General features: G+C 35.3%; 9 protein-coding genes. 3 read left to right on the top strand and 6 right to left on the bottom strand.

The features are described from left to right. Positions 1–16 precede the first annotated feature (16 nt). From pgl to zwf, 3 genes are all read right to left on the bottom strand, one after another. A complete protein-coding gene (pgl, locus tag BU804_RS07120) occupies positions 17–799 on the bottom strand; it encodes a 6-phosphogluconolactonase (protein WP_075883537.1) in 783 nt (260 codons plus the stop codon). A gap of 1 nt (position 800) precedes the next feature. Beyond that, the gene (locus BU804_RS07125) at positions 801–1,877 is read right to left on the bottom strand and encodes a glucose-6-phosphate dehydrogenase assembly protein OpcA (RefSeq protein ID WP_075883538.1); all 1,077 of its coding nucleotides are present in this window, start codon (positions 1,875–1,877) and stop codon (positions 801–803) included. Positions 1,878–2,109: 232 nt separating this feature from the next. Next, positions 2,110–3,660, bottom strand: a complete 1,551-nt coding sequence (gene zwf, locus BU804_RS07130; protein ID WP_079988651.1) for a glucose-6-phosphate dehydrogenase — start codon at positions 3,658–3,660, stop codon at positions 2,110–2,112. A 1,241-nt stretch (positions 3,661–4,901) separates the two neighbouring features. Here zwf and BU804_RS07140 point away from each other — a divergent pair. Continuing rightward, positions 4,902–7,196: an amino acid permease gene (locus BU804_RS07140; RefSeq protein ID WP_075883540.1), complete on the top strand. Its 2,295-nt coding sequence runs from the start codon at positions 4,902–4,904 to the stop codon at positions 7,194–7,196. Positions 7,197–7,223: 27 nt separating this feature from the next. On the opposite strand, the gene ruvX is transcribed toward BU804_RS07140, so the two are convergent. From ruvX to kdsB, 3 genes are read right to left on the bottom strand one after another with little or no spacing between them, the layout of a single operon-like run. Then, the gene (gene ruvX, locus BU804_RS07145) at positions 7,224–7,676 is read right to left on the bottom strand and encodes a Holliday junction resolvase RuvX (protein WP_039357864.1); all 453 of its coding nucleotides are present in this window, start codon (positions 7,674–7,676) and stop codon (positions 7,224–7,226) included. Beyond that, positions 7,666–9,294, bottom strand: coding sequence for a CTP synthase (locus BU804_RS07150; RefSeq protein ID WP_075883541.1), 1,629 nt, complete (start codon positions 9,292–9,294; stop codon positions 7,666–7,668). Before BU804_RS07150 ends, ruvX begins: the two co-directional genes overlap by 11 nt. Beyond that, entirely contained in the window at positions 9,270–10,034 is a 765-nt protein-coding gene (gene kdsB / locus BU804_RS07155; RefSeq protein WP_039357883.1) for a 3-deoxy-manno-octulosonate cytidylyltransferase, read from the bottom strand. Before kdsB ends, BU804_RS07150 begins: the two co-directional genes overlap by 25 nt. Positions 10,035–10,274: 240 nt before the next feature. Here kdsB and BU804_RS07160 point away from each other — a divergent pair, with 240 nt between their 5' ends. Both BU804_RS07160 and BU804_RS07165 read left to right on the top strand, forming a co-directional pair. Further along, positions 10,275–11,225, top strand: coding sequence for an MBL fold metallo-hydrolase (locus BU804_RS07160; protein ID WP_075883542.1), 951 nt, complete (start codon positions 10,275–10,277; stop codon positions 11,223–11,225). A 21-nt stretch (positions 11,226–11,246) separates the two neighbouring features. After that, on the top strand, positions 11,247–12,569 hold the full coding sequence (locus BU804_RS07165; protein ID WP_158025037.1) for a 3-deoxy-D-manno-octulosonic acid transferase: 1,323 nt from the start codon (positions 11,247–11,249) through the stop codon (positions 12,567–12,569). The last annotated feature ends 18 nt before the right edge of the window (positions 12,570–12,587 follow it).

The raw sequence follows: 12,587 nt of genomic DNA on the forward strand, positions 1-12,587 counted from the left end.
TTTTTGTCTTAAGTGTTTACCGTCTTTGAAAAATTTGCAAGAGTTTTTCACCAGCCTCATGATCTAAAATCCATAGAGCTTTATGATGTGTTGTACCAATACGTTGGATGGGAAGATTATCTGGATCATAGCTTTTTGTTAATGCTTGAGCAACCATATTGGTTTTTTTCTTTCCCATGGCGTAAATACAAATCGTTTTAGCCAAATGAATACATTCATAGGTCAAAGACATGCGCCAAGTATGTTTTTGGGGAACGTAATTAGCAATGACTAGACGATCTTTTGCATGTAAGCCTTGCGTATGAGGAAAAAGTGACGCTGTATGACCATCATCTCCCATTCCTAGCATTAATAAATCAAAACTATTAGAAGAGACTTTTTCACGTATGATGGCTTCGTACTTGAGAGCGTTCTCTTCAATGTCACTTTCTGCTTTCATGCGAAAAATATGTTCTCTTTTTAAAGGAAGTTTAGCGAGGCCAGATTCCATAGCCATGGCATAATTGCTTTCTGTGTCTGTCGGAGGAACGTTCCTTTCATCACTCCAAAAACAGAACACTTTAGTCCAGTCCAATTGTTTTAAATAGTCTTGTTGACTCAATTTTTTAAAAATAGCATTAGGGGTTTGTCCTCCTGATAAAGCCACTGTAAACAACCCTCGCTTTTCAATTGCCTCTTGCGCGATTTCTATGAATTGTTTTACGCAAAATTGAATTGTTTCTTCTGCATTTCCGACAACGATAAAATCACGCCTTTCATCGAACGATCGAATAGATGTTTTCCAATGAGCTGTTTGCATATCATAAACTCCAATTAGCTTGACTGATCAAATGTAGCATATCTAAATAGTGATGACTAACTTTCTGGTAAAAAATTTCTTGCATAAAACTACGGCCTGTACGGATGGTTGGTAGCCATAATGTAAAAGGAAGTTCGCATTGATATTGATTGCAGGCTTGAACAGATACTTGGTTATTTCCTTGTCTTTTTAGGTGACACACATAATCAATGTCATCGGATACATCAATAGCAATAATATCTTCTGGAGATAATTCTTTATCTGTAACGCCAATCAGTTGGATTTTAACAGTTTCTTTATTCCCTTTATAATAAAGGATGTGAACGGCTTGTTCGATCTTTCGTTTAATAAATTTCCATCCAAGTCTTGAAGCTAACCAGGCTTGTAAATAAATGGCTTGTGTATCAGGATGGGTAAAAAACGGAGAAGGTAAATTATTGTAAGTGATTTTAACCGATTTGGCAGTGGCTAATTGTCCAAATCTTTCTTTACTATCAAAAGTTTGTGCTACAATTTCTCTCCAGCCTCCAATACGAGCCCAATTCATGTCCACAATTTGAATAGAGGACGATTGAATTTTTTGCTGCATGGTTTGACTAAAATGTTGAAGATCCTTTGTGCATTCAGAATCAAAAATCAACCTTGTGGCAAATTTTTGTAGATGAGGAAGAATCGTATTTTCTGTTGTTGGGTCTTCCCCCCAAACTAGGTAAATGGGCAAACTTGGAACGAATACAGGTAAAATCAAAAAAGGAACTTTAGAAAGTTCTTTACCTGCCGCTTCGATAAGAATTTGATCACAGGTAAACCCTTTAATCTCTTTTCCGATCTCAGTCGAAACATTTACTCGCAGATAAGAATCTTTTGTTGTTCGATCACCTTGAACAAAAATAATTCGACATGGAAATTGCTTGGCAATCATTTTTACCATACTGGTAAAGTAATCTGAACGGGATTTTTCTTGAGTATAAATAATAAGATTAAATAAACAGGCTTTTGTTTTTGATTGTTGGGTATTAGCTAATTTATTAAATTCTGTTTGTAGATCAGGAACAATTTCTTTTTTTTCTACTTCCATATCAAATAATCCATTTTATATTTTTACCTGAATTTGAAGGATTTTTATTTAAGTTTCAGATACTTGGTAGATAAATTTTTTCTAATTATCAATTAAAGCCTCTGATTATCAGAAAGAAAAGTTCAGAATTCAGGCTATACCAAATATCAAAAATAAACACATAAATTTAAGTCAATTCACAAAATTATGCTTTATCGATGGTTTATAAATTACCTTTTGTTATTTGATATGGTTAAATAAGTCTCCAATGACGTCCTTGGCGTTTTAGCATTTCTTCGGCTCGGTCTGGCCCCCAAGTTCCTGCGGCATAATTTGGAAAATCTGTCGGGGATGTTTCTTGCCAATGTTCTAAAATAGGTGTGAGCAACTTCCAAGACATAATGACTTCGTCATCTCTTGCAAATAAAGTATTATCCCCGGCCATGCAATCACAAATTAACCTTTCATAAGCTTCGGGAGGAATGGCACCAAAGTAAGATCCGTAACGAAAATCCATTTTCACCGGTTGAATGACTGTGTTTAATGCAGGGACTTTGCAATTAATTCTCAATGAAATTCCTTCATCCGGTTGAATACGAATCACTAAAACGTTTGAGTCAATCAAAGCTGAAGTTCCTTCAAATAGATACCCGGGGGCTTTTTTGAAAGTAATCGCAATTTCAGTAGCCCGTTTGGGTAGGCGTTTACCAGCACGTAAATAGAAGGGAACTCCAGCCCAACGCCAGTTATCGATAGAAAGTTGCAAGGCAACGTAGGTTTCAACAAAAGATTTAGAGTCTACATTTTCCTCGTCTCGATATCCTTTAACGGGTTCCCCGTTAATGAATCCAGATCCATATTGGCCCCGGATGACGCATTGTTCCATTGAATCGAAGGGGATAGGTCTAATAGCTTCAATGACTTTAACTTTTTCGCCGCGGACTGAGTTGGCTTGGAGACTCGTCGGGGGTTCCATCGCAACAAGAGAAAGAAGTTGCATCACATGGTTTTGGACAATATCTCGCAACATTCCGGCTTCTTCCCAAAATCGACCGCGAGAACCAATCCCAATTTCTTCACCAACAGTAATTTGAATATTATCAATATGATGGTTATTCCAAACTGATTCAAAGATGGGATTACCAAATCTAAAAACTAATAAATTTTGTACAGTTTCTTTTCCCAAATAATGATCAATTCGATAAATTTGACTTTCATCTAGGTGTTGTACAAGATCTTGTTGAAGTTGTTTTGCTGATTCAATATCTCTTCCAAAAGGCTTTTCTATAATGACACGACTCCATTTGTCTTTGACTTGTTTAACTGGATATGTCAATTGGTGTTGGCTAAGCTTTTCAACAACGAGAGGAAAATAGCTAGGCTGGATAGATAAATAAAAAACTCGGTTACCTTTAGTTCCCATTTGTGTATCGAGTTTTTCTAAAAATTGATTTAAGCTTTTATACCCTTCATCATCATCAAATTCGGATTGATGATAAAACAATTGTTCACGAAAGCGTTTCCAGAGTTCTTGTTCAACTGGTTTCGATCTTGAAAATTTGTTAACTGCTTCTAACATTTCTTCCCGAAACTCATCATGTGTTTTTGCCCTTCTAGCAAAGCCTACACAGGCAAAATGACCAGGAAGTTGGCCGTCTCTCGCCAAGTTATATAAAGCTGGAATTAGTTTACGAGCTGTTAAATCACCGGTCGCTCCAAAAATGACTAAAATACAAGATTCTGGAATTTTTATGGGCCGATTCGGTTCGTTCAAAGGATTAACAAAATAATGCGAGTTATGCATAGTTAAAACCACCTAATAATTTAATCGCGCAGCATAGCGAATTAGCATTTCCGTCGCTACGTGATTTGTAAATTGATTAGGCTTATTTAAGAAATTTTCGTCAACATTCAGATAAATTTTTTTTGAATTTGACTTTTTCATTAAATTTATATTTATTTTATTTTTAGTGCATTAATTGTTCTGTTTGTTAAGTTTTTATTTGTTTTATTTGAGAAAAATTTATAAATAATTTCATTCCTTTTTAAAAAATGTAAAATGAAAAAAGCTCTTTAAAGCTTTATTCTAGACGATTGCGTTAATGCAATCATCATCCACAATTTTTATTTTCCGCTTAACGTATATGATGTAAACAAAGGAAATTATTTTGACTTTTCGTAAGGTATGAATCATAGGAATTTATTTCCTAATCTCAACTTTCTATCAGAGAATTTGCATTTTCGTGATAGATGTAAGTAAAATTACATGAATAATAAGAAAAGCTTTGAAATTATTTTAAATCCTTTTCTTTTGGAGGGTAACTGCTGCAAAAAACAAATGTAGGAGTGAGAGAAAATGATTAATGATCCACATTTAAATTATTTGTGAAGTTTATAATTATAGCGAAAAATTTATATAACATTATTGCTAAAGCGAAAACGCATGACGTTAACAGGACGCACCATTTTTGCGGAAACTTTTATTCCTCTAAAAAAAATTTAGCTGGCAATCTTAACTTTTATAGAATGAAAAATCAATCAGCTATATAAAATTTTTTTATTGCTTTTAATAAATTTATATCTCAATTAAAATAAAAATGTTATTTTAAATCTAAATAATTTTTAAGAGTAGGAATGAACTTTTAAAAATTGCCCACTATCCAGACGCACTATTTAGTATCTTTAAAAACTGATATCATATTTCTTTTTAGGCATTTTTTATAACCCTTTACTTTTTGCAGTTCATTCTTTTTTATAAATAGCCCTGTGTTCTTGATTAAAAATTTAGATTAAACTAGTATTGATTGGATGAGAATAAATTTTATCACGTTAAATTAATAACTCATAATTGATTGATTTACCGATTTTTAATTTGAAAAAGAAATTATTGAAATACAAGTGAGTAGAAGAATAAAAACCCAAAAATTCGGGTAAAAGAATTAAAGGTAAGTTTTTAATAAAAATTTTCTCCATTTGTAATGTTTCAAAAATGAAAGAAAATTTTTTCAAAAATCACCTCTATTCGATTAAAAAAGGAAGGCGCTTATGAGTTATACAGTGGGTCAAACAACATCTTTTCAACCCTCACTGGCTGATCAAGTAACAATTGAGCAAAGGCCTAAATTTGGAACATTTTTTGGAATTTATGTTCCCAGCATTCTGATGATGTTTGGAGTCATCATTTTTCTTCGATTGGGATGGATTGTAGGAAGCGCTGGACTTTATTCAACTCTTTTTATTATCACTTTAGCGAGTGTTATCACCCTAATTACAATTCTTTCCATGTCTGCCGCCGCTACCAATATTAAAGTCGGAAAAGGGGGAGCTTACTATATTATCTCGCGAGCGCTTGGCTTAGAAGTTGGTAGTTCAATCGGCATCCCTTTATTCCTTAAGCAAAGCATTAGCGTATCATTTTGCATTGTAGGCTTTACAGAATCTTTTCAGTCTCTTTTTCCGCAATTTTCTGGGGTAGCCATTGGAATTGCAACTCTTTGTGTTTTAACTTTATTAGCTTATGTATCCACGAATTTTGCTTTAAAAATTCAGCTGGTTATTTTTGTCATTATTATAGCTTCCCTATACTCTCTTTTTACAGGGAATCCAGCAAATTTAGATTTATATTCCTATACTCCTTTAAATGATTCTTCTCCCTCCTCTTTTTGGGCTATTTTTGCTATCTTCTTTCCTGCCTTAACAGGAATTGAATCCAGTGCTTCTTTATCGGGAGATTTAAAAGATCCCAGCCGTTCTTTACCTTTAGGAACAATTACAGCAGTATTAACAGCATATGTTATTTATATTGGAATTTCTCTTTTTCTTTTTGAAATGGTTCCTTTAGACAGGCTTGTTATGGATCCTTTAGTAATTCAACATGTTGCCAAGTTTGAGTCTCTGATCATTTTAGGTATTTGGGGGGCAACTCTTTCTAGTGCCATTGGTGGTCTATTAGGTGCGCCACGTACATTGCAAGCTTTAGCGGAAGATGGAATTGTTCCACGCATATTTGCTAGGGAATATGGACCTTACTGCGAACCTCGTATAGCCACCGCATTGACCGTTGCGATTGCTCTAATTGGAATTTGTTTTGGAAGTATTAACGTAATTGCTCCTCTCTTAACGATGATTTGCTTAATTTGCTATGCAGTTTTGAATTTAGCGACAGGTTTAGAAGATTTAATGTCTAATCCAAGTTGGCGCCCTACTTTTCCCTTACCATGGATTATTTCCTTAACAGGGACACTACTTTGCGTTATAGCGATGTTAATGATCAACTCAGGAGCAGCAATTTTAGCTTTAGGGCTAGTATTTGTTATCTATCTGGCTTTAAAAAGGCAAAGAATTAACACTGCTTGGGACGATATCCGTTATGGAATTTTTATGTTTTTTTCCCGAGCCGTTATTTATCGCTTAGCAAACGAAATGCCATCCTCTCGTTCTTGGAGACCAAATTTTTTAGTGTTTACCGGTAAACCTTCTTTAGTTTCTGATCAGCTTTTAAGCTTTTCAAATGCGATTGCTCATTCTAAAGGCTTTTTAACCATGGCTTCATTCTTCTCCCCAGAACAAGCTAGCCAGGCTCAAATTACCCAGCTAGATCAAAGAATTAAGATTTTATTAAAACACCATGATATTCAAGCTTTAGTCACTCTTCATCAAGCAAAAAGCGTGTCTTCTGGAATGAAGCAGATGATTGCACATTATGGAATTGGTCCTCTGACACCTAATACAATTGTTTGCGGTGGAACTTCTCAGGAGGAAACATTAATTAGTTATCTTGAAGTCATTAAATTGGCTCACAAGCGAGGAAAAAATGTAGTTATTCTGAACGATGAACAAAAATCTTTTGAGTTTCCTTTCAAGAAACCTATTATCAAAGGAGATATCCACATTTGGTGGGATGATGATTCGCAACGCAATTGTGAATTAATGATGGTGTTTGCTTACATGCTCCGAAAAAATCCTTCTTGGAAAAAAACTCGTATTTGCTTAGTTAGCTTAGTTTCTGATGAACAAATCCGTCAGCAGAGAATGCAAGAGTTTCAGGAGTTAATTAAGAAGAATCGATTAAATATTGAAACAACTGTTTTAGTGGCTTCCAATCCTGAACAAGAAAAAATTCAAGTCATGCGGTTTTTTTCTACACAAGCGGCGATGGTTTTTATGGGCATGCGCGCTCCCGCAGAAGGGGAGACATTAGAGGAATATGGAGCTTATTTCCAAGCTCTTCCTCAAAAAGCAACAGATTTTCCTCCTGTCGCCTTAGTTCTAAGTGCTGAACAGACCAATTTAGAAGAAGTTTTAAAGCTTCAATTAGAAGTTCTTGAAGGAGAATTATAAATATCTGGTCGATGCTGAATCAACTATTCAGCATCGACTATCTAGATAGCTTTGAAGGATGATGGAAGCGCTGACAATATCAACAACTTTTGATCGTTTTTTACGTGTTAATTGGCTTTCTCGCAAGGAGCGTTCGGCTTGCACCGTAGTTAAACGTTCATCCCATAAACGAATAGGAATGGGTGTCAATTGTTGAAGAAGTTGAGCAAAATGTTTAACTTCATCTGCTAAAAATCCAGTTCTACCACTCATCATTAAAGGAAGCCCAATCACAATTTCTTCAATTTCACATTTTTGAGTTTCGCACAACTGTGAAATGGTTTCTAATAATTTAATAACTGTTTGTTCTGATTTTTTTTCAGTATGTACAGTGATAAGAGGCATAGCTATAATCTTTCTTTCGTCGGATTGAGCCAAACCTATTCGGCTCATCCCAAAATCGATGCCTAAAATTCTACTGGGTTTTGGCTTATTTTCCATGCTGACTCTTATGGTAAATAATCATCGCTTGAATAAAGTCACGGAAAAGTGGATGAGGGTCTGTTGGTTTTGATTTAAACTCAGGATGGAATTGAACTCCAATCATCCAAGGGTGATCTTTGACTTCAGCTATTTCGCAAAGATTCTCGCCTTTTAACGTTCCTGCAACTACAAAACCAGCTTTTTCCATTTGTTCTTTGTAAGTATTATTAAATTCATAACGATGACGATGTCGTTCGCTGATTTGTGAACTTTTATAAGCTTGATAAGCTTTTGTGTGAAGTTTCAAATCACAAATATAAGCTCCAAGACGCATTGTACCTCCCAGGTCTTGTAAACCTCTTTGCTCACTTAATAAAGAAATCACAGGATGTATAGTATCAGGATCAAACTCTGTTGAATTAGCTTCACTGAGTCCGACCACATGTCTAGCGAATTCGACTGCCATGACCTGCATTCCTAAGCAGATTCCAAAGTAAGGAATTTTTTTCTCCCTACATAATTTAGCTGTGTGAATTTTGCCAAGCCACCCTCTTTCTCCAAATCCTCCAGGAACTAAATAACCATCACAACCTTCAATTGTTTTAGCTAATTGGTTATCATCTAACGGAAGTTTATCTGCTTCAAATCGTTTAATTTGAAGTTTATATCCTGCAGCTAATGCTCCATGCGTCAAAGATTCGAACACCGATTTATAAGCATCTTGATGTTGAACATATTTTCCAACGATGCCAACAGTTATGGTTCCTTTAGGATTTTTTATCGTTTCAAGAATTTTTTCCCATTCTGATAAATTGATTGAGGGATTAGGAAGATGTAAAAGTTCACAAATTAAAGCATCAATTCCTTGCTTATGCAAATCTAAAGGAACTTCATAAATACTATGTTCGACATCTTTTTCTTCGATAACAGCACGTCTGTTGACATTACAAAAAAGGCTAATTTTATCTTTAACTTCATCAGATAAATTCACTTCGCAACGGCAAACAATAATATCTGGAAAAATCCCAATTCCTCTTAAAACTTGTACGGAATGCTGTGAAGGTTTAGTTTTTACCTCTCCTGCTGCTTTCAAATAAGGAACATATGTCAAGTGGATATTTAAACAGTTATTGCGATGATCGTAAGTAAACTGGCGAATGGCTTCTAAAAAGGGGAGTGATTCAATATCTCCGGCAGTTCCTCCTATTTCGACCAAAACAACATCAATATTTTCTTGTTGTTTTCCACAGTTCACAATGCGTTGTTTAATCTCATTCGTAATATGAGGAATAACTTGAACCGTTTTTCCTAGATAGTCGCCATGTCGCTCTCTTTTAATCACTGTATTGTAGATTTGGCCAGAAGTAGCGTTGGAAGCTTTTGATAAAAAAGAATTTGTATAACGGTAGTAGTGACCTAAATCTAAATCTGTTTCTGCGCCATCATCTGTCACATAAACCTCGCCATGTTGAAAGGGGCTCATCGTACCTGGATCAACATTCAAGTAAGGATCTAATTTAAGCATTGACACTCTTAACCCTTTTTTTTCGAGTAATAACCCAATTGCTGCAGAAGTGAGTCCTTTTCCCAAAGAGGAACAGACACCGCCTGTTATAAAAATGTATTTTGTTTGCATAGCCATTCCTCAACTTTGTGGATATCCTCAGGAGTGTCAACTCCAATATTTGCCTGTTCAACGATCGCAACTTTGATTCGATATCCGTGTTCTAAAACTTTTAATTGTTCTAAATCTTCTTCTAACTGTAGGGGTGTAGAAGGTAATTTCTGATAGTCTATGATAAATGATGGTCTATAGACATAGAGTCCTAAATGACGAAAATAAATAGCTCCATTTTTAAAAGAGTTGGTTTTGTTGGAAGGGATTAAAGCACGGCTAAAATAAAGTGCGTTTCCCTGTTGATCCATCACACACTTGACAATAGAAGAATTTTTAGCTTCTTCTTCATTCAATAAGGGAGTCACAATAGTAGATACTTGTCCTTGAGGATCATTAACAAGTGCTTGAACAGCTAAATTAATGGTTAAAGGGTTTAAACAAGGTTCATCTCCTTGAATGTTAACAATAGCAGTTGCATGCATCCATTCTGGGTAGAGTGAAAGGACTTCTGCTAAGCGATCCGTTCCAGTGGGGCATTGTTCAGAAGTCATCACGACTTTGCCATTAAAGGAGCGAACATGTTCAAAAATACGTTCATCATCTGTGGCAACAATAAGATCGCTGAGAGCGCTAGCCCTTAAGCTATTTTCATAAGTTCTTTGAAGAAGAGTCTTACCGAGAATTGAGGCGAGGGGTTTACCTGGAAAACGAGTGCTACCATAACGGGCTGGTATAATTCCGATAATTTGTCCAGTCATCTCTGCATGTTTCAAAAGTAAATTAATATCGCAAAGATACTAAAAGATTTAATTATTAATAACAAGTGATTGTATATACAAATTGATTTTAGAGTTTTTTTATGGAGTAATAAAAGAGAAACATGTGCTCTGGGTTGCGCAATAAATTTTAGACCGTTATTCTATTTTGTAAATTTCTTTTTTATTTTGTTTATTTGATTTCTAATCCCTTAAAAGAAATCTATTAAATTAGGAAAAATCATGCCTTCAAATCATTTTGATGGGAATTATTATTTTAATCCTTTCAATTTTTCTACCCATTCATTTTGGCAGGTCCTCAAATGGATGATAACAAGAAAACCTGTTAAGTGGCCAGAATCAGTTTCTATCAATCAGCAAAAAAATTTAAAAGAACGCGTTTCCTTTGATGAGCTAGAGGTCACTTATGTTACCCATTCAACAGTGCTTATTCAGATTGATGGGAAAAATATTTTAACAGACCCGATTTGGTCTGAAAGAGCGAGTCCTTTCTCTTGTATTGGGCCTAAAAGAGTTTCTTTACCAGGTATTCAATTTAAGGATCTTCCTCCAATAGACTTTGTGCTTATTAGCCATAACCATTATGACCATATGGACATGCCTACACTTCAAAAATTGCAGGTAGATTATTCTCCTGTTTTTTATGTCCCCATGGGAAATCAAAAGTTTTTGCGTAGTAAGGGGTTAAAAAAAGTTTTAGAAATGGATTGGTGGGATGAAGTTTCTCTCTATTCGTCTAATCAGCTCATTTTTGTTCCTGCTCAACATTTTTCGGCGCGGGGCCTATTTGATCGTAATCGAACTCTCTGGGGTGGTTTTATGATTAAAACACCTAATCAAAGTGTTTACTTTGCCGGAGATTCTGGCTATGGACCACATTTTAAGGCAATAAGATCACGGTTAGGAGCTCCGACATTAGCTTGTTTACCTATTGGGGCTTATGAGCCAAGGTGGATAATGCAATCAATCCATTTATCTCCAGCCGAAGCTCTTCAGGCTCATCTAGATTTAAACGCCAAGCAAAGTTTAGCGATTCACTTTGGAACCTTTCAATTAACAGACGAGGGAATTAAAGAGCCCGTTAAAGCACTTCGCCAAGAGATGCAAACGAAGCAAATCCCATTCGAACAATTTTGGGTATTAAATCCTGGGGAATCTAAGCAAATTTATTAATTTTAAACTTTTGAGATCAGAGTGAACCGTCTTTTCTTTCTCCTATATGAAATGTCATTATGGCTATTAGCTATTTTAGCAACTCCCAAAATGCTTTATTATTTTTTTATTCACGGGAAATACCGACACAGCTTGTGGTATCGATTAGGATTTAAGGGGTTTGAAATCAGTCAAGAACATCCTTTGATTTGGATTCATGCTGTATCTCTTGGAGAGACGAAAGCCGTTATCGCTTTAGCGCGAGAATTAAAACTTACTTATCCTCATCATCGCTTACTTATTTCTTCGGTGACAGAAACTGGTCATACTGAAGCAAAAAGGAGTTTGCCTTTTGCCAATTATCATGTTTATTTACCCTTCGATTTTTATTTCATTATAAAAAAAATCGTCCGAAGAACGGCCCCTCAGCTCGTGATTATTTGTGAATCCGACTTTTGGTTGAATTTTATGAGACTGACTAAGCAAGAGGGAGCTGCACTTGTTTTAGTTAATGGTAAGTTATCTCAAAAATCTGTGGCACGTTTTAAATTATTTAATTTTTTCTCTAAAAAACTTTTTAGTTTGTTCGATCTTCTATGTGTTCAAAATTCTTTATATAAAGAACGTTTTGTTGATATTGGTGTGCAGGAAGAAAAATTACATGTGACTGGAAACCTTAAATTAGATGATGAGTATCCACAACTGACAAAAGAAGGGGTGTACGCATGGAGAGAAAAATTGGGAATTTCTCCGGAGCAACCCGTCTTAACAATTGGTTCTTCACATTATCCAGAAGAACAAATGCTTATTCGCATGCTTAAAGAACTCTGGAAACAAATTCCTGATTTAAAGGCTATTTTAGTGCCTCGTCATCCTGAAAGATTTAAGGAAGTGGTTGCTTTTTTAGAAAAGGAACGACTCAAGTGGATTAATTTTACAGATATCAATAGGAGAACTGGAAAAGAGCAAGTTATTCTTATTGATGCGATGGGAATGCTTCGCATGTGTTACCAACTTTCGGATATTGCAATTGTTGGGGGAAGTTTTACATTAAAGGTAGGTGGACATAATATCTTAGAGCCTTGTTGGTATGGTAAACCTGTTATTTTTGGACTTTCTATGTATTCGCAATTAGAACTTGTTGACCTTATTAAACAAGCTGAAGCTGGGATTCAAGTTTCCGAGCAAGAATTACAAAAAGTTTTAGAAATTTTATTAATTGACAGTTCTATTCGAGAAGAAATTGGTCAGAACGGATTAGCACTTGTCCAAAGTTTGACAGGGTCAACAAAACGAACACTGCAAACTATCACAGCTCTTTTCCAAAAATTTAAATTCCCTTCGACAGATACATTAAAGGCTTAGTAAAGCTTTTTTTTGTAA

The organism is Candidatus Protochlamydia sp. W-9, from assembly GCF_001950615.1.
Lineage (GTDB): Bacteria > Chlamydiota > Chlamydiia > Chlamydiales > Parachlamydiaceae > Protochlamydia > Protochlamydia amoebophila.

Excerpts from the sequence above, each read along its gene's own strand:
- pgl (WP_075883537.1), bottom strand. The coding sequence starts at position 799 with ATGCAAACAGCTCATTGGAAAACATCTATTCGATCGTTCGATGAAAGG.
- BU804_RS07125 (WP_075883538.1), bottom strand. The coding sequence starts at position 1,877 with ATGGAAGTAGAAAAAAAAGAAATTGTTCCTGATCTACAAACAGAATTT.
- zwf (WP_079988651.1), bottom strand. The coding sequence starts at position 3,660 with ATGCATAACTCGCATTATTTTGTTAATCCTTTGAACGAACCGAATCGG.
- BU804_RS07140 (WP_075883540.1), top strand. The coding sequence starts at position 4,902 with ATGAGTTATACAGTGGGTCAAACAACATCTTTTCAACCCTCACTGGCT.
- ruvX (WP_039357864.1), bottom strand. The coding sequence starts at position 7,676 with ATGGAAAATAAGCCAAAACCCAGTAGAATTTTAGGCATCGATTTTGGG.
- BU804_RS07150 (WP_075883541.1), bottom strand. The coding sequence starts at position 9,294 with ATGCAAACAAAATACATTTTTATAACAGGCGGTGTCTGTTCCTCTTTG.
- kdsB (WP_039357883.1), bottom strand. The coding sequence starts at position 10,034 with ATGACTGGACAAATTATCGGAATTATACCAGCCCGTTATGGTAGCACT.
- BU804_RS07160 (WP_075883542.1), top strand. The coding sequence starts at position 10,275 with ATGCCTTCAAATCATTTTGATGGGAATTATTATTTTAATCCTTTCAAT.